Raw genomic sequence first — 17,592 nt, forward strand, 5'->3', positions numbered from 1 at the left:
GTCAGGCTCCTCGGGTTTCTGTGACGGCGACGTCGGCCGAGACGGCCGCGCGTTCGCGAAGGATGAAGTGCTGCACCTTGCCGCTGGGATTACGGGGCAGCTCGGTCAAGTAATCGACGCGACGCGGGCACTTGTAGACCGCCAGTCGGGATTTCACGTGGTCGAGGATGCTCGTCGTGAGGTCGGCCGACGGTGAGACGCCGTCGCGCGGCACGACGAACGCCGCGACGATCATGCCGCGTTCGGGATCCTGACAGCCGACGACAGCGCACTCGAGCACATCCGGGTGTCCGAGCACGACCTCCTCGACCTCGGGAGCCCCGACGTTGTACCCGGCGGTCACGATCATCGAGTCGTTGCGTGCCTGGAAGGTGAAGTAACCGTCCTCGTCGCGCACGAACGTGTCGCCGGTGATGTTCCAGCCGTCGTGCACGTAGACGCTCTGACGCTCGTCGTCGAGGTAGCGGCATCCGGTCGGCCCGATCACTCCCAGCCGCCCGGGCTCACCGACGCCGAGCTCGCGCCCGTCGTCATCGAGGATCGCTGCGCGATACCCGGGCACGGCGCGCCCCGTCGTACCAGGACGGATGTCGTCTCCGGATGCCGAGATGAACACGTGCAGCATCTCGGTCGCGCCGATGCCGTTGATCAGCCGCAACCCGCTGGCGGCCTCCACCGCCTCGAAGGTCGAGATCGTGAGGTGCTCGCCGGCCGCGACCGCGATGCGCAGACGGCGCAGCTCGCGGCCAGTCCTTCTTTGATCACGCTGCGATAGCCGGTCGGAGCCGTGTAGAGCACAGTGACGCCGAGCGGTTCGATGAGCTTGGCGAGTTCGACCGGGGTCGCGCGCTCGACGAGAACCATGGCGCCTCCGGTGCGCAGAGGGAACACGACGTTGCCGCCGAGACCGAAGGTGAAGGCGAGCGGCGCCGTGCTCGCACTCACGTCGTCGGATGTGAGGTGCAGCACGTGGCGCGCGAAGGTGTCGGCGTTGGCGAGGATGTCGCGGTGGAAGTGCATCGTGATCTTCGGTACGCCGGTGGTGCCGCTGGTGGCGCCGAGGAGAGCGACGTCATCGGCCGCGGTGTCGACCGCTGTGAACTCGCCCGTCTTCGCGTCGCAGGCACGGATCAGCGCGTCGTCATCACCCCCGGAGACGAGCACGGCGGGCGCGACGGCCAGCTCGGCGAACGCGGCCTCGGCGTCGGTCGCGCCTCGGTGATCCACCACCGCGACGGCTGGACGCACTCGCTCGGCGATCGGGCGCAGCTCTCGCGCACGCCACGCCACCATCGTCGTGACGACGACCATTCCCGCTTTGAGCGCCCCGAGCCAGCAGACCACGGTCCACGGGCCGTTGAGCATGCGCAGGAGCACCCGGTTGCCCGGGACGAGGCCCAGGTCTTCGGTGAGGACCTGAGCGAACTGGTCGACGCGCCTGCGCAGTTCGCGATAGCTCCACGCGGTGCCGTCGGCGAGCAGGATCGCCGGGCGGTCGGCGCCGAACCTGTCGATCGTGCGGTCGAGGAGCTCGGCCGCGGCATTCAGACGCTCGGGGTACTGGACATCCGGGATCGTGAACTCGAGGGTGGGCCACAGGTGGGCCGGTGGCAGAGAATCGCGCGTGAACGTGTCGACGTGCGCAGAGGGGGAAAGCGTCATTGCTGGTCCCTTCGGACTGAAGTGGAGGTGTGGTCAGAGCGGACGACCCGGACGGATCATCCCCTCCTGCGCGACGGTGGCGACGAGCCGCCCGTCACGGGTGTAGAACCGGCCGAGGCCGAGACCGCGGCCGTCGGAGATCGCCGCGCTCTCCTGCGCGTAGAGCAGCCATTCATCGGCACGAGCAGCCGTGTGGAACCACATCGCGTGATCGAGGCTGGCCGTCACCAGCCCCTCGGTGCGCCACGGAAGCCCGAGCACCCGCAGCACCGGCTCGAGGATCGTGTAGTCGCAGACATAGGCGATGGCCAGCTGGTGGGTGCGCGGGTCGTCATCGAGCCGGTCGAACGCGCGCACCCAGACCGCCTGGTGCGCCGTGCGCTCTCCCTCTATCTCGAGGTAGACGCTGCCCGGCACATGTCGCATATCGAAGCTGCGACCGTGCGACCAGTATTCGATGTCTGCGCCGTCGAAGCCCGAGAGGACCTCGGCCGACGAGCGCAGCAGCTCGGGCATGGGCACCTCCGGCATCGGCGGAGCATGCTCGGGGAACTCCTCGGCCACGTGGAACGACGCGGTAGCCATGAACGCCAGCCGGTCGTGCTGATGCCCGCGCACGTGTCGCGTCGAGAACCCCCTGCCGTCGCGGATCATCTCGACCTCGTAGCGAACGGGCTCTGCCACATCGACACCACGCAGGAACGTGCTGTGCACCGAGTGGAGCGACCGGTCGTCGCCCACCGTGCGAAGAGCCGCCGCGACTCTTTGGGCGACCAGGTCTCCGCCGTAGGCCTTGGGCCACGGCACCGGCTGCGGCTGCGCCTCGAACGCCCGGTCGGCTCGCGTCGTCGTCACCTCGGTGAGAGCGATCGCGCGATGGAACGCGGCGGAGGTGCTCATACGCGACGGAAGCCCTCGAGCGTCGAGTCATCGACGTCGTCGAGGTTCACGACGATGTTGTCGGGGGTGCGTGTCGTGAGCCAGACGAGCTCTTCCGTCACCGACATGTTCGCCTCGACGTGAGGCATGAACGGAGGCACGAAGACCCAGTCGCCAGCGGCCATGTCGAGGTACTCGCGGTAGCCCTCTCCGAAGTAGATGCGGCCGGCGCCCCGGAGCACGTATCCCCCGGTCTCGGCTTCGCCATGGTGGTGCGGGAGCGACCGGTAACCCGGATCGTTCGACACCTGGCCGAACCAGATCTTCGTGGCCTCGGTGTGCTGGGGTCCGACGCCTGAGACGCGGACGCACCCGCCCGACGACATCGTCTGGGTGTCTTCTTCTCCGCTGCGGGTCACCTGCGGGACCCTGTCCCAGCGCAGTTCGTGCTCGGTCATGAAAGCTCCTTCGCTCCGTGTCGAAGAAGTGTCACACACGTGACGATCGTCACGCAAGTGCGATACCGATATGCAGTGTCAGCTCATCACGGATGTCACGAAGCGCTCGGCCGATGGCTCGAGGGCCGCGTGGAGCTCGGCGAAGACACGGGCGGCCTCGACGCCGATCCATCCGTCCGGGAGCAGCCCGAGCGGCAGACCCGGATCCAGGTAGACCAGACGACGCCACTGCGTGATGGCGCGCACGTGGGCCGCGAACGCGAGTCGCTCGTCGGTCTCGCCGATCACGGCGCCGAAGGACTCGACGAACCCGCGATACAGCGGCTCCATGGCGTCGAGATCCCACCACTCGCGCACGCCCTCGTCGAGTGGGTCCGACGACACCCGCGAGCCGAGAAACAGCTCGACGTAACCGTCGAGACCGGCCCCCTGCAGCGCGGTCACGGTCTCCTCCGCGATCAGGCCGGGAGCTATCCAGAGCCCTCCACTGACCTGTCCGAACCCCAGCCGCTGCAGGAGCTTGCGCAGCTGATGGCGCAGCGGCCGCTCGCTCTCGGGAACGCTGAACGATGCGAGCAGCCACGGATCGGAGGTCTCGGCCCTTCGCGATTCGAAGATGCGGCGATCACCCGCCGCGAAGACGCCCTCCAGCGACGACGACAGTCGGTAGGCACCTCCTCCTTCGCTCACAAGGATCCCGCGCTGCTTCAGCCTCGAGACCGAGGAGCGCACGACGCCGGGGTCGACGCCCAGCGCGGACATCATCTCGATGAGCGCCGCGATGCGGATCTCACCCCCGTGCGCACGGACGTAGCGGCCGAACACCGTCACGATGAGGTGCTGCGGCCGGACTCCGGCCTCAGGGGTCAGCTCGTCAGCATCCATCGGCATCCCGTCCGCACTCATGAGCATTCAGCGTAGCGGCCGTGCCACGATGCCCCGCGCCTCTGCTCACGCCGGGGCGACGCCGACTGCGTGCTCGAAGACGAGCTGCGTCTGCGACTGCCCCAGGTCGGGATGAGCCCCGACGTTGATCCTGATGAACTCCCGCAGCGCGGGGACGTCGGCGGTCGCGACGTGGATCACGAGGTCGCGATCACCGCCCAGGAGGAAGACCTGCTGCACTCCGGGCAGCGCCCGCATGAGCGGGACGAGATCGGTGACCTGACTGCGGGCGTGGTCGAGCACCGCGACCGACACCAGCGCGTTGATCGCCGCCCCCGCCGCCTGCGGGTCGACGACCGCGCGATAGCCGCGGATCACCCCGGCATCCTCGAGCAGGCGCACACGACCATGGCACGTCGACGGCGCGAGTCCGACACGGGCCGCCAGCTCTTTGTTCGATAGGCGGCCGTTCCGAGACAGCTCGTGCAGGATCCGTCGGTCGCCGTCCGTCAACATGAACATCATCATCCCCCTTTGCCGAGTCCCAGCTCGAACAGGATTCGAGAATTCGGAAACTTCTCGAATCATCTTCACGACTGTGCCATCGAGGTCGAATCCTTGCAAGACTCTCGTCGCGCTCGAGTCCGAAGTCGGCCGCCGTGGCGCGCCTCACCGGAATGCAACGACGCTGGAAGGACAGCCATGACTGAATTCTCCGACATCCAGACCCGAGAGATCGGTCTGCAGAAAGCCCTCACCGCACGGCAGCTCGGCATGATCGCGCTCGGCGGCGCGATCGGCACCGGACTGTTCCTCGGCAGCCGGTTCGCGATCGGATTCGCCGGCCCCAGCGTCGTGCTGAGCTATCTGATCGGCGGCATGATCGCCCTGCTACTGATGGCGGGGCTCGCCGAGATGACCGTTCAGCACCCGACCTCCGGGTCGTTCGGCGCATATGCCGAGCATTACATCGGGCCGCTCGCCGGATTCCTCGTGCGCTACATGTACTGGGGGTGCATCGTGCTCGCCGTCGGCACCGAGGTCACTGCCGTCGGCGAGTACATGCAGCTGTGGTTCCCCGACATCCCGCCGTGGATCTGGGTCATCCTGTTCGGCGGAGCGCTGATCCTCGTGAACGCGATGAACGTCAAGAGCTTCGGCACACTCGAATACTGGTTCTCTGCGATCAAGGTCTTCGCGATCATCTCGTTCATCGTGGTCGCGGGCTGGCTGGTCTTCTTCTCGGGAGACCAGAAGCGTGGGGTGCACAACTGGGCGGCAGAGGGCGGCTTCATGCCGAACGGACTGAGCGGCATGTGGTTCGCCGTGATCGTCTCGATCTTCAGTTACCTCAGCATCGAGATGATCGCGGTCGCAGCCGGTGAGGCCACCGAACCGGAGAAGGCGGTGAAGAAGGCCTTCAAGGTCACCGCCTTCCGACTGCTCGTCTTCTACATCCTGACACTGTCGCTGATCGTCTCCATCGCGCCGGTCTCCGAGATCCTCTCCGGATCGAGCCCGTTCGTCACGGTCATGCAGGTCATCGGCATCCCCTTCGCGGACTCCGTGCTGAACTTCGTCGTGATCATCGCCGCGCTGTCGGCCATGAACAGCCAGCTCTACATCTCTACGCGCATGATGTTTTCGCTATCGCGCGCCGGCGAGGCCCCGCGGATGTTCGGCAAGGTCGGCAGGAACGGCGCTCCGCTGAACGCCCTGCTGCTCTCGACGGGCGGCATCGCGGTCGCGACCGTGATCTACGTGCTGAACCCGGCCGATGCCTTCGCGATGATGTTCGCGATCTCGATGTTCGGGGCGCTCTTCACGTGGTTCATGATCTTCGTGACCCACGTCGCGTTCCGCCGCCGCCTGGCCGCGCGCGGCGAGAAGCCGAAGTACTCCGTGTGGGGTTCGCGGCCGGGCGCGATCATCGGAGCCATGCTGATGCTGGCGATCGCCGTCTCGACCGCGCTTACCGAGGAGTTCCGTTCGACGCTCCCCTTCGGGGTCCCATGCCTCGCCGTCGCGATCGGCGCGTTCTTCCTCGTGCAGCGGCGACGACGGACGCAAGACGCTGCACCGATCGGCTCTGCGTTGAGCGCCGGAAAGAACCGCGATTCTTGATGACATCCGCCCCCTCACCGACCGGTCCCACCCGAGTACGCTCGTAGTCGTGACCGAACGCGCTCCTCTCTCTCGCAAGCTCTCCGCCATCGCCGAATCCGCGACCCTCAAGGTCGACGCCAAGGCGAAGGCCCTCAAAGCCGAAGGCAAGCCCGTCATCTCGTATGCCGCGGGCGAGCCCGACTTCGCGACGCCGCAGTTCATCGTGGACGCAGCGGCCGAGGCCCTCGCCGACCCGGCGAGCTACCGCTACACCCCGGCTCCGGGACTTCCCGCACTGCGGGAGGCGATCGCAGCGAAGACGCTGCGCGACTCGGGACTCGAGGTCTCGCCGAGCCAGGTCATCGTGACCAACGGCGGCAAGCAGTCGGTGTATCAGGCGTTCCAGGCGGTGGTGAACCCCGGCGACGAGGTGCTGCTGCCCGCTCCGTACTGGACCACCTACCCCGAGGCGATCCGCCTCGCCGACGGCACCCCCGTCGAGGTGTTCGCGGGCGCCGACCAGGACTACAAGGTCACGGTCGAGCAGCTCGAGGCGGCCCGCACCGAGCGCACCACCGCGCTGGTGTTCGTCTCCCCCTCGAACCCGACCGGCTCGGTGTACACGGCCGAAGAGACCAAGGCCATCGGCGAGTGGGCTCTCGAGCACGGCATCTGGATCATCTCCGACGAGATCTACCAGAACCTCACCTACGAGGGCGTCAAGGCGACCTCGATCGTCGAGGCCGTGCCCGAGGTGGCCGGCCAGACGATCCTCGTCAACGGCGTCGCGAAGACCTACGCCATGACCGGGTGGCGCGTGGGCTGGATGGTCGGACCCGCGGATGCCATCAAGGTCGCCGCCAACCTGCAGTCCCACCTGTCGAGCAACGTGAACAACGTCGCCCAGAAGGCCGCGATCGCCGCACTCAACGGCCCGCAGACCGAGGCCGAGCAGTTCCGCGAGGCGTTCGACCGCCGTCGCCGCCTGATCGTCTTGGAGCTGTCGAAGATCGACGGTCTCGTCGTGCCCAACCCGCTCGGCGCCTTCTACGTCTACCCGGACGTGCAGGGTCTGCTCGGCCGCACGTGGGGCGGCAAGACACCGACCACATCGCTCGAACTCGCCGACCTCATCCTCGAGCAGGCCGAGGTGGCCGTGGTCCCCGGCGAGGCGTTCGGTCCCTCCGGCTACATCCGCATGTCGTACGCACTCGGCGACGACCAGCTTCTCGAGGGCGTGCAGCGCCTGCAGCGCCTGTTCAGCTGAGTCGCTCCCGCGCCCGGCTGCAACGGCCGAGACCCCCTCGCATCCGCCCGGACACGAGGGGGTCTCGGCGTTTCGGTCGGGCCGAGCGAACCGAGCCCGGCCCGTGCTCACGCCTCGTCGTGGAATCCGATCAGCCAGCGGATGCCGTAGCGATCGATGACCGTACCGTCGTAGTCGCCCCAGGGGCGCTTCTGCAGCGCGTCGATCACTCTGCCCTCCTTCGAGAGCTGGTCGAACCAGCTGGTCAGCGTCGACGCATCCGCCGTGCCGAGCAGCGAGAGGAACATCCCGCTCATCTGCACCGCGTCGTCATCGGCGCCGGCATCCGCACCCGCGAGCTCGACGGGCCCCGTGAGCTGTCCGTGTGCGATCGCATCCGCCGGCCCGTCGTGGCGCGCGGCACCGGCGTAGTCGAGCAGCTGGAGCTTCCCACCGAAGACCGACCGGTAGTGCTCCAGCGCTTCGGCTGCGTTCCCGGGAAACAGGAGGTAGGGGATCAGTCCGCTCATGCCGCGAGTGTACGGCGAACCGGCGACGTTGTCAGTCGGGCACGGCACTGCGGTAGCGCCGCGGCTTGCCTTCGCCGAGGTCGATCAGGCGCTCGACCTGCCGCAGCTCGAACTCGACCCCGAGCAGCGCGCCCAGAGCCGAGCGGATGCCGGACTCGTCTCCGCCGACGATCACGGCGTGCACGCGACCGGCGGCATCCTGGTCGATCGACCACCCCTGCGCCCCGTGTGCCTGCAGATGCTGCGTGAGCTCGACGCAGGGCACGAGTGTGCCGTCGCCGGCCCGGAACCGCGTGTTCTCTCGCCCCTCGAGATCGGCGATCCCCACCGCCCCGCCGTCGAGGTGCACCAGGCGCCCGTAGTCGCCCGTGCGGTACCTCACCAGCGGCAGCAGAGGGTTCTCTCCCGCGGTCACGACGATCTCGCCCATCGCTCCCGGCGGCAGCGCGACCTCGCGTCGAGGATCCCACACCTCGACGTGCACGCGGCGATCGAGCACTCGGAACGGACCGTCGTCGATGCGCGCGGCGATCGGGCGCGTCTCGTGCAACCCGTACACGTCGACCACGGGGCACTCGAACGCCGCCTCGAGTCGTGCGCGCAATGCGGCCGACAGCGCCATCGCGCCGGAGAAGATCACGGCGGGATGCAGCACCGAGTCGAGCCCGGCGTCGAGCAGCTCGGCGAGGCTGGTCGGGTGCCCGCTGAGGATCTGCGGATCCGCCTCGGCCAGGAATCGGGAGCGGGCGCCGAGACCTCTCCACGACGTCGGATGCAGGTTGAGCCGCGCCATCGCCCGGTGCGCGAAGCTCGAGATCACCGACACGTAGGTGAAGGCCTGCCGCTGGAAGACGAGGTTCGCCACGGTCATCCGCTCGCCGTCGATCGTCACCGAGGCGCCCGCAGACGCCGCGAGCGCGACCAGCAGGTGGAAGCCGCGCGCGACCTCCTCGACGTCATCGGGGATGAGCAGCGCTGCACCGGTCGACCCGGAGCTCGTGCCGTGCAGCATCCGGGAGAGATCCGCATCGAGCGGAACGAACGCTGCGAGGTCGTCGACGAGGTCCGCCCGCGAGATCGTGGGGAAGTCATCGAGCGTGCAGCCAGTCGGCATCCCGCGGTAGCGCAGCGTGCGTCGTGCTGCGGCGAGATGGTCGGTCAGCCAGTCGTCGGTCGAGAGCGGATGCCGCACCCGCTGCACCTGTTCGGCGGTGAGGCGGTCGCCCGTGGCGTGCGTCCAGTGCGGGGCGTCGGGGTGCTCTCGCCAGTGGCTCAGCCGAGCACTGCCTGCGGCGTCGAGCGTCGGCCAGCGCTCGGCGTCGGAGAGCACTGCGGCCTCCCCCGGTGCGTATTCGGCGAGCACGAGCGCCCCTCGGAGGTCGGGGTCACTCACTGGAGTACCGCGCAGCCGCCTCCTTGCGGCGCGCCTCTGCGAGCTTGCGAGCGATCTCGGCCCTGTGCCGGTGTCCCTCGAACGCATCGGCGAGCGCCCGATTGCGGGCGAGCGAGTCGCAGGCCGCCAGCAGTGAGGCGGCGGTCGCGGCATCCTCACCCGCCGGAAGGAACCCGCACCAGAGCAGGAAGGTGCGTGCCGCTTCAGTGCGCCGTTCATCGTCTGAGGTCCACTCCGACGGCGACGCGACCGGGGCGACGCGCAGTGCGAGCGCGTCGACGGCAAGGCCGGCCCACCCGCTCGCGAGCGCCGGCTCGAGCGGCTCGATGACGCCTTCGCTGGCGACGAGCCACAGTCCGATCGCGGCACCCTGGCGCACACGCGGGTCGTCGTCGAACCTCGACGCGACGATCTGCCCACCCAGGACGTCTCCGGCGAGCGCTCGGAGCGAGATGCGCTCGTCGAGGAACTCCTGCGGGATGCGGGAGATCCGCCCGGCGACGGACTCGAGTGACGGCCCCGGTCTCGCGCGAGCCCAGGCCTCGGCCTCGCCGTCTGAGCGCTCGCTCCAGGCGGCGAGCAGCGCCTCGGTGTCAGCCATGCAGCGCCGCCGCGAGTGCCGCGCACGCAGCGGGTGCCTCGGCCATCGTCCGGAGGTACACCACGTCGTAACCGTCGCGTTCTGCGAGTGTCGCGACCTGGTGTCGGGGGTCCATGAGCACGAGCGTACCCGTCGTGAGCACCTCGCGAACGGCCCTGGCGACGCCGGCGTACGGCTCATTGCCCACCCCGAACATCGACACGAGCCCGTCATCCGACAGCACCACCACATGACGAGGTGCGTCTTCCCCTGCCGCAGGAAGACCGGCGTATCTGGCGGAGTAGAGGTCGAGCGGGAACGACGTGGATCGCCCGAAGAACAGCGAGATCGCGGCGACGATCTCCGACGGATCGCGGCCGAAGCGCGGCATCCCCGCCACGTCGCCGGCTCCCGAGAAGCTGGTCACCCTGACCCGACCGCCGCCGCGGAGGATCGAGAGCGCGAGGATCGTTCCCGCGAGCACCGCGGGCGAGCCCTGCCGCGGATGCGTCATGGAACCCGACGAGTCGATGTAGAGGTCGAGTTCGAGACTCGTCTCCTGCACGAGGGGTTCGTCATCGAGCTCGGAGCGCCGGCGGGTGGTGACGCCGGGGATCACGGTGCCCGAGCGCATCGTCAGCGGCCAGTCGAGGTCGGCGAGCGCATCGCCCACCTCCCACAGCTCGTCAGGACCGGGGATGCCGCCGATCGGCGTCGCGGGTGCAGGGCGCGTGTACGGGCGCACCCACCTGGCCGCCTCGTTGCGGTACCAGGCGGCGAGCACGGCATCCTCGCCGCTCTCGCTGTACAACGCGAGCGTCCGCGCGATCGTCAGACGCTGGCCGTCCTTTCGCGACCCCGCATCCGACACCTCTTCCGCGGCATCCTCGTCATCAGGGTCGAGCACCATGCCCGGATGCCGGGGCAGGTCGTCTCGCAGACGCTGGTCGGCGAGGATGCGACCGAGCTCCTCGGCCGTCGCCGGTGCGTCGTCGACACCGCATCCGCTGACCGGCTCTCGGGCGCCACTCTGAGCGGCCCCCTCCAGCTCGGCCAGGTACGGCGCGGCGATCACGCCGAATCGGGCGGCACCCGAGACCGGGTCGGTGCCGAAGGTGCGCACGGTGTCGGCGATGAGCGCGGCGTCCACTCCGGGGTTGGTGGCGGTCGCGCCGGCGAGCTCGGCGGCCACCCGCGCACTCTCGGCCTGCGCCTCACGCAGCAGGCGCTCCTTTTCGCGGTGCTTCTCGGGAATCCGACTCAGCGGCACGAGGGAGTTCTGTGCGAGAGTCCGGGCCGGCCGCGGCGGCGGCTCGAGCGCGCACAGGGTGCCGGAGGGCAGCTGCCACAGCAGCTCGTATGCCCGGCAGTACACCCACCACAGCCGGTCGGTGCTTCCCTGGGGTGCCGGGTAGAGGGCACGGCCGAGACGCACGATGCCGAGGTCGCGGGTGGAGGTGGCCGCGATCCCCGGCTCTGCGCGCTGCAGCTGCGCGAGGCGCGTGTTGACCAGCAGATCGCTCCACAGGTTCGACAGACGTCGTGCTCCCTCCCCCGGGTTCGAGTGCAGCGACACGGCGGCGATGGCCTTGGCCATCTGATGGTCGATCTTGAGCGCATCGATCCGGGTACTGGGAGCGAGCACATGGTGCCCGATCTCGTGGGCGAACATGCTCCACAGCTCATCGGACAGGCCGCGCTCGGCGAGGTAGTGAGGGTCGACGGTCACCGACGGCGGGAACGAGAACCAGGCCGGTGCGCCGTGCTCGTCGGCGGCTCCCGGGCGCACCGCCGGATCGTCGAGCCGCACCCGCCACAGAGCCAGCGCCCGCTCCCACGCCGCGCGGGCGTCGTCGCTGAGCGGCAGTCGATCGGCAGGAGCTTTCACGCCTGATCCCTCACGTGCACCCACGCGAGATGCGTGTCCGGTCCGATGACGATGCTCACCCCGTCATCGCGGGAGTGCACCGTGCTCGGCGCCTCGGAGAGCACGGAGAGCCGCGCACCCCAGACATCGCTGTCGAGTCGCCACCACGAGCCCGCGACCAGGAGGGCGAAGGCTCCGGCATCCGCCAGGGTCTCGACGCGCTCGGGAGGCCGGATCCACGCTCCTCCGATTCCGCGGAACCCACCGACGGCGAGCACATACCCGCGCTGATCGACGCGGCCGGGCCACCAGAATCGATCCGTCTGCTGCCGGCGCCGGAACTCGTCGAGCACATCGACTCCGACTCCGAGCGTCGCCGCGGCGGCCAGACGCTGCTCGGGGGTGTCGAGATGCCCGAGGCGAGCGAGTGCGTCATCGCGCAGACCGAGAGCACCCGAGCGCCACGCGGCGATCGCGACGAGATCGAGCGCCCGGTCGCGATCGGTCGCCGCTGCAGGATCCTGCTCCACTCCTGCGGCGAGCGCCCTGGCGAACAGGAGCGGATCACCGTGAGCGCCACGCACCGAGGCCGACGCGAGCGCGGTGTCGAGCCCGGCGGCGGAGAGATCGGGCAGCTCTGCGGGAGGGAACGGCGCCGGCGCATTCGCCAGCTTCACGGGGACGCGATTCACCCGCGCAGCTCCTGCCAGCGCACGTAGGCCGTGTACCGCTGATGCAGATACTTCAGCGCGATCACGTCGTCGAAGTCGCGCCCGTAGAGCTTGCCCACCGTCGCGATCCGGCGCAGCTGGGCCTCGACGGTGGTGATGCGTCGAGACGCCTCGAGCGCCGGGAGGCCGTCGAGCCCGCGGTCGAACTCGGCGAGCAGGGCGGCGACCGCATCGTCGGCGTCGCGGCCGAGCGCGTCGTACTGGCGGCATGATTGCGTGAACAGGTCGGCCAGCCAGCTCACCGTGTCTGTGCTGAGCTCGCGCTCCGCCCCGACATCGAACCGGGGATGAGTGGCGTTCGGCAGCAGCTTGCCTCGGAGCACGAACGGCAGCACCGCCGCGACGTCATCGAGCTCGACCCTATCGGCGCCCCGGAACCACGCGATCGCCTTGGCGTAGATGATGAGCGTCTGCAGAGCACGCACCGACAGGCCGTTGCGGGTCTGCGCGCCGAGGTCGATCTCGAGGTCGGCGCCGCTGTTCGCCTCGATCACCTCGCCGACCCGGCCGCCGGCCGTGGTCACGACGTCTTTCGTGCGGTACTCGAAGCGGCGTCCGCCGTGCTGCACGAACTCGAAGTGGCTGAGGAAGAATCGCAGGCGCTCGCGCACGGCATCCGGAATCGGCACCGCGCGGATCTGCGCGCGCATCTCGGTCTGCTCGGCCGAATCGAACGTCAGCTCGGCGGGCACATGCTCTTCGGGCTTCTCCCCCGCCTCGACGCGGGTGATCAGCTCGTCGAAGAATCGGCTGTTGAATCCTGCCGCCTGCACCGTGACGTCCATCCGGTCGCGGAGGGCCTGGATGACGGGGAAGGTGCCGCCGCCCGCGTCGTCGTTGGCCGTGAAGAACCAGCTCTCCACCCCGCCGTCCGGCGCGGTGCGGCGCATCTGGTCGTGGCTCTCGACATACCCCTCGGCCACCATCGTCAGCAGCGCCGACTGGGTCTTGGTCGGGATGCGGTTGTACTCGTCGATGATCTTGACGGGCAGCCCGAGCCACTCGCGCCAGGCGATGCGGATGTCGGTGAGACGCTCGGCGGCGACCAGGTCGCGCGGAAGCGGGATGCCGACGAGATCGCTGACCGTCAGCTGCGGCTGCCCCTGCTGCACGCTTCGCCGCACATCGTCGGAGGCGGTACCGGCGAGCACGCCCATGAGCACGGCGACGGTCGTCTTGCCTCGCCCCGGCCCACCGACGAGCAGGCACTTGCCGCCGACCGCGAAGGTGAGCAGCGGCACGAGGACGTTCGACGAGAACGACGCCTGCGTCGGGAGCGACACCGCGGCCCCGGCATCCCCCAGCCCGATCGACAGCGGCTCTGCGTGCGAGAACTCCATGTCGTAGTAGGGCGAGATCACCGCACGGTTGACGATCCAGTAGTAGACCTGACGCAGCTTCTCATCCAGCGGCACGGCAGTGCGCGCGGCCGGGCGGAAGAGATCTTCGGCTGTCAGAGACTCGACGCCGTGGCCGCTGCCGGGGTTCGTGGGTGATGCGGACACTCGGTTCCAGCGGTCGGGCATGCGATCATCCTAACGATGTCGATCGTGCGTCCTGCTGGAGCGCCCGCTGCTCGTCGAGAGGCCGCCCCTCGAGCGGAACAGCGAAGCGCAGATGCTCGATGAGGAGAGGCTCGAGAGCGGATGCCGCGGCGTCGACCCGCGTCGGGACATCGCCGCGCACCTCGAGCCACGGCACGTCCTGCGCGGCGAGCACGTCGCGGAAGCGCTGCTGCATGTCGTGGCGGATGTGCTCGCCATCGCGCAGGCCGTCCTGCTCGAACGGGATCTCGTCGCCCGTGAGCACGTAGAGAAGCGGCGGGTGCGCGGCCGCCGCCTCATGCAGGCGCGGCGCCACCGCGCCGACATAGCGCTCGTGCCACAGGGCCGTCGCGAGCACGTCGGTGTCGCACACGAGCACCGGCACCGGCACCTGCCTGAGCGCCTGCTGCTCGAGCGCGATCTGCCGGTCGACGATGAGGTCGAACTCGTCGCTGCGCCACGGCGCGGTCAGCCCGCCGTCGCGGATCACGGAGTGCTCGCGGCCGTATTCGGGCACCCAGAGCGTGCCCAGACGATCGGCGAGTGCCTCGGCGAGGGTCGTCGACCCGGTGGATTCCGCGCCCAGCACCACGACGCGCGCGGTCAGCCACGCGCGCACGGCCGGTGCGAGCTCATGCCAGTTGCCGGCGACATCGGCACGGATCGCCGTACCGGAGACGGGATTGACCCGCCGCCCCTCGTCGATCTGCATCCAGCGCGCATCGAGGCGCCTGGCCAGCTCGCCGCCGTACGAGTCGCACGAGAACACCGTGTCGACAGGACCGTCGAGCAGGGAGGCGATAAGCGCCATGTGCTCGTCCCAGGCCGCCTCCGACTCGAAGTCGACCGGTGCATCGTCCATCGCTGCGACGACGCGCACTCCCGGGTGCGACTCACGGATCCAGTCCGCTCGCACCGCCAACGGGATCGACTCGACCGATGCGCCCAGCACCTGCACCGTGACCCGGTCGCTCTCTCGCTGCGCCTGACGGATCAGGTGCGAATGACCGCTGTGGAAGGGATAGAACTTGCCGAGGACGAGGCCGTGTCCGCTCATGCGCGTCGCCTCACCTTCGGGCGGGCGCCATGACCGCGGAGGTCTCTCGGTCGGCGGCGGCCGCCTGACTCCACGAGCGGAAGCCGATCACGCACAGGGCGATGAAGAGCACGTACAGCGCTGCGATGACCCAGAGCCCCGCGGCGATCGAGAGACCGACGAAGGCGATGTCGACCAGGATCCACACGAACCAGTTCTCGATCCACTTGCGGTTCAGCATGTACTGCGCCACGAGACTCGCGGCGGTGGTCGCCGCATCGGCGATCGCGACCTGCGAGTCGGTGAACGTCATGAGGACCCACACCAGCACGGCCGTGCCGGCGACTGCGGCGAGCGCCAGCCAGGGCCACGCGCGACGAGGCGTGTTCACGACGTAGGTGCGACTCTGCTCTGCGCCACGGGTCCACCGCCACCACCCGTGCAGTCCCATCAGCAGGTAGACGACCTGCAGCACCGAGGTCGCATAGAGTCCCGCGCCGATGAACACGACGAACAGCACCACATTGTTGGCGATGCCGATCGGGTAGTTCCAGACGTTGCGGCGGCCGGCGAGCCAGACGCAGATCGCGCCCGTGACGAAACCGAGAACCTGAGGCCACTCGGCCTGGAGCCACTCGAGCACGGGCCGCTACAGTTCGACGCCGAGCAGCACGGGCTCCGGCTGCAGCACGAGTCCGAACTCCGCGTGGACGCGGCTCTGGATGAAGCGGGCGAGCTCAGACACCTCGGCCGCCGTGGCGCCGCCCCGGTTCGTGAGGGCGAGAGCGTGCTTGGTCGAGACCGATGCGCGTGACCTCGGCAGCTTGAAACCCTTGCGGATTCCGGCCTGCTCGATCAGCCAGGCTGCGCTCACCTTCACGTCTGGCGCCTCCGGCTTCGCGGCGGGCACGTAGCCTTCGTACGACGCGAGCGGGATCACCGTGACGGTGTCGAGGTCGGGGGTCACCGGCCAGCGCGGGCACTCGGGCGGCAGCGCGCGGGCGACGACCTCGGGCACGATCGCATTCTGGAAGAACGAGCCGACGCCATGCGTGTCGGGGTCGTTCTCGTCGAGCAGCATCCCCTTCGACGCGCGCGTGGCGAGGATCCGCTCGCGCACCCAGGTGAGCGGCACTGGGGCGTCCGAGTCGAGACCCAGCGCCCTGCGCAGCTGCTCGCCGCGGACGACGCGCTGCTCGGCGACGAGAAGATCGACCGTGACCGACAGGATGACGGCGCGGCGCTGTGGCACGCTGCCGTAGTGGTGCTTGAGCACAGAGGTTCGGAACCCGAGCCCGAGCTCGGATGCCGGAACGACCGACACCTCGCCCGTCGCCTCGTCGATCAGCTCGACCTCGACGAGAGTCTCCTGGATCTCCTGACCGTAGGCACCGATGTTCTGCACGGGTGAGGCGCCGACGGTGCCGGGGATGCCGCTCATCGCCTCGAGCCCGGCATAGCCGTGCTCGACGGCGTAGGCGACGAGATCGTCCCAGCCGTGACCCGCCTGCACACGAAGCCGGATGCGTCCGGCGTGCGGCGACGGTAGCTCCTCGATGCCTCGGGTGAGGATGCGGATGACGGTGCCCTCGAACGAGTCGTCACCGACGAACAGGTTGGAGCCACCGCCGAGGACGAACCACTCGTCACCGCGAGACCACACGTCGGTGAGCGCATCGATCAGTTCGGCGGAGGTCGACGCCTCGAGCATGCGCTCGGGGGCCCCGCCTGTGCGGAGGGTCGTCAGAGTCGCCAGCTCGAGCGGTTCGACCTCGTGCACCACGCCGTCACCCATCAGGCGGCGACGCGCAGCTGCGCCTTGACGAGCACCGTCGTCTCGCCGAACGTGACCTTGAGGTCGATGCGCGTCGATTCCTCGTCGACGGCGCCGACGGTGGCGGCGACGTGAAGGTCGGCTCCGTCTGCGGGGTCGACCACGACCGGCTTGGTGAATCGCACGCCGTAGTCGAGGATCCGCGTGCCCGGCTCGAGAGCCGCGACGACCACCGACGAGGCGATGCCCATCGTGAGCATGCCGTGCGCGAGGACGCCCGGAAGGCCCACCTCTGCGGCGATGTCGTCACGGTAGTGGATCGGGTTGAAGTCGCCCGATGCTCCGGCGTAGCGCACGAGCGACTCGCGGGTGATGTGCACCGTGCGCTCTGCGACGATGTCTCCGACAGCGAACGGCATCACTCTGCTCCTTCTTCGGCGCCGACGAGCAGCACGCTCGTGGCGGTGACGACGTGCTCGCCGGCGGCATCCGTGATCTCGGCTGCGCTGGTGATCATGGCGTTGCCGCCCATCATGCGGATGGCGGTCACACGCAGCTTTCCGGTGAGCTCGTCGCCCGCGACGATCGGTCGGGAGTAGGTGAACTTCTGCTCGGCGTGGATGGTGCGCGCCAGCACGATGCCCGAGTCGGGCTCGGCGAGCAACTGCTGCAGCGTGAGGTCTTGGATGACCATCGCGAAGGTCGGCGGCGCCACGACGTCGGCGAAACCGGCCGCACGCGCGGCCTCGACGTCGGTGTGCTGCGGGGCGTCCGCGAAGACGGCGCGCGCGAACTCGCGCACCTTCTCGCGACCGACGAGGTAGGGGGACGTCGGCGGGAACTCCCGGCCGAGAAGATCTTGGTTCACTGCCACCCCTCGATCCTACCGAGGGGCGGCACG

At 69.0% G+C, this 17,592-nt stretch carries 18 protein-coding genes and 1 pseudogene; 2 read left to right on the forward strand and 17 right to left on the reverse strand.

The window, feature by feature from the left end; genetic code table 11:
* Position 1: 1 nt before the first annotated feature.
* The 6 genes and pseudogenes from FIV50_RS18000 to FIV50_RS13400 form a co-directional block, all read right to left on the reverse strand.
* Positions 2-349, reverse strand: a complete 348-nt coding sequence (locus FIV50_RS18000) for an AMP-binding enzyme (RefSeq protein WP_308810396.1) — start codon at positions 347-349, stop codon at positions 2-4.
* Positions 350-532: 183 nt separating this feature from the next.
* Positions 533-1,662 (reverse strand): annotated as a pseudogene (locus FIV50_RS13380) (AMP-binding protein); the annotation flags it as partial.
* 33 nt (positions 1,663-1,695) lie between these two features.
* Positions 1,696-2,562, reverse strand: a complete 867-nt coding sequence (locus FIV50_RS13385) for an acyl-CoA thioesterase (RefSeq protein ID WP_140037861.1) — start codon at positions 2,560-2,562, stop codon at positions 1,696-1,698.
* Positions 2,559-2,999, reverse strand: a complete 441-nt coding sequence (locus FIV50_RS13390; RefSeq protein ID WP_140037862.1) for a cupin domain-containing protein — start codon at positions 2,997-2,999, stop codon at positions 2,559-2,561. Before FIV50_RS13390 ends, FIV50_RS13385 begins: the two co-directional genes overlap by 4 nt.
* Before the next feature lie 78 nt (positions 3,000-3,077).
* The gene (locus FIV50_RS13395) at positions 3,078-3,905 is read right to left on the reverse strand and encodes a PaaX family transcriptional regulator (protein WP_258184274.1); all 828 of its coding nucleotides are present in this window, start codon (positions 3,903-3,905) and stop codon (positions 3,078-3,080) included.
* A 45-nt stretch (positions 3,906-3,950) separates the two neighbouring features.
* Positions 3,951-4,406: an Lrp/AsnC family transcriptional regulator gene (locus FIV50_RS13400; RefSeq protein WP_181164222.1), complete on the reverse strand. Its 456-nt coding sequence runs from the start codon at positions 4,404-4,406 to the stop codon at positions 3,951-3,953.
* A gap of 180 nt (positions 4,407-4,586) precedes the next feature.
* Here FIV50_RS13400 and FIV50_RS13405 point away from each other — a divergent pair, with 180 nt between their 5' ends.
* Both FIV50_RS13405 and FIV50_RS13410 read left to right on the forward strand, forming a co-directional pair.
* Entirely contained in the window at positions 4,587-6,008 is a 1,422-nt protein-coding gene (locus tag FIV50_RS13405; protein ID WP_140037864.1) for an amino acid permease, read from the forward strand.
* Positions 6,009-6,057: 49 nt separating this feature from the next.
* Entirely contained in the window at positions 6,058-7,257 is a 1,200-nt protein-coding gene (locus FIV50_RS13410) for a pyridoxal phosphate-dependent aminotransferase (protein ID WP_140037865.1), read from the forward strand.
* Positions 7,258-7,364: 107 nt separating this feature from the next.
* Here FIV50_RS13410 and FIV50_RS13415 read toward each other — a convergent pair whose 3' ends face one another.
* From FIV50_RS13415 to FIV50_RS13465, 11 genes are read right to left on the reverse strand one after another with little or no spacing between them, the layout of a single operon-like run.
* Complete coding sequence (locus FIV50_RS13415; RefSeq protein ID WP_140037866.1) at positions 7,365-7,766, reverse strand: VOC family protein; 402 nt, start codon at positions 7,764-7,766, stop codon at positions 7,365-7,367.
* A 31-nt stretch (positions 7,767-7,797) separates the two neighbouring features.
* The gene (locus tag FIV50_RS13420) at positions 7,798-9,159 is read right to left on the reverse strand and encodes an AMP-binding protein (protein WP_140037867.1); all 1,362 of its coding nucleotides are present in this window, start codon (positions 9,157-9,159) and stop codon (positions 7,798-7,800) included.
* Positions 9,152-9,760 carry a phosphohydrolase gene (locus FIV50_RS13425; protein WP_140037868.1) on the reverse strand — a complete coding sequence of 203 codons (609 nt, stop codon included), beginning with the start codon at positions 9,758-9,760 and terminating at the stop codon, positions 9,152-9,154. The genes FIV50_RS13420 and FIV50_RS13425 overlap by 8 nt, the downstream gene beginning before the upstream one ends.
* The gene (locus FIV50_RS13430) at positions 9,753-11,627 is read right to left on the reverse strand and encodes a VWA domain-containing protein (RefSeq protein ID WP_140037869.1); all 1,875 of its coding nucleotides are present in this window, start codon (positions 11,625-11,627) and stop codon (positions 9,753-9,755) included. The genes FIV50_RS13425 and FIV50_RS13430 overlap by 8 nt, the downstream gene beginning before the upstream one ends.
* Positions 11,624-12,298, reverse strand: coding sequence for a potassium transporter Kef (locus tag FIV50_RS13435; RefSeq protein ID WP_258184275.1), 675 nt, complete (start codon positions 12,296-12,298; stop codon positions 11,624-11,626). The genes FIV50_RS13430 and FIV50_RS13435 overlap by 4 nt, the downstream gene beginning before the upstream one ends.
* Positions 12,295-13,863 carry an AAA family ATPase gene (locus FIV50_RS13440; protein ID WP_140037870.1) on the reverse strand — a complete coding sequence of 523 codons (1,569 nt, stop codon included), beginning with the start codon at positions 13,861-13,863 and terminating at the stop codon, positions 12,295-12,297. Before FIV50_RS13440 ends, FIV50_RS13435 begins: the two co-directional genes overlap by 4 nt.
* 4 nt (positions 13,864-13,867) lie before the next feature.
* Entirely contained in the window at positions 13,868-14,938 is a 1,071-nt protein-coding gene (locus tag FIV50_RS13445; protein WP_140037871.1) for an AAA family ATPase, read from the reverse strand.
* A gap of 10 nt (positions 14,939-14,948) precedes the next feature.
* Entirely contained in the window at positions 14,949-15,560 is a 612-nt protein-coding gene (pnuC, locus tag FIV50_RS13450) for a nicotinamide riboside transporter PnuC (protein WP_140037872.1), read from the reverse strand.
* Between the two features lie 6 nt (positions 15,561-15,566).
* Entirely contained in the window at positions 15,567-16,712 is a 1,146-nt protein-coding gene (locus FIV50_RS13455; protein ID WP_375137380.1) for a UDP-N-acetylmuramate dehydrogenase, read from the reverse strand.
* On the reverse strand, positions 16,712-17,110 hold the full coding sequence (locus tag FIV50_RS13460) for a MaoC/PaaZ C-terminal domain-containing protein (protein ID WP_140037873.1): 399 nt from the start codon (positions 17,108-17,110) through the stop codon (positions 16,712-16,714). The genes FIV50_RS13455 and FIV50_RS13460 overlap by 1 nt, the downstream gene beginning before the upstream one ends.
* Positions 17,110-17,565 (reverse strand): FAS1-like dehydratase domain-containing protein, encoded by a 456-nt coding sequence (locus tag FIV50_RS13465; RefSeq protein ID WP_140037874.1) that lies wholly within the window; start codon positions 17,563-17,565, stop codon positions 17,110-17,112. Before FIV50_RS13465 ends, FIV50_RS13460 begins: the two co-directional genes overlap by 1 nt.
* Positions 17,566-17,592: the final 27 nt, after the last annotated feature.

Source organism: Microbacterium foliorum (assembly GCF_006385575.1).
In the GTDB taxonomy this organism is placed as follows: Bacteria; Actinomycetota; Actinomycetes; order Actinomycetales; family Microbacteriaceae; genus Microbacterium; species Microbacterium foliorum_B.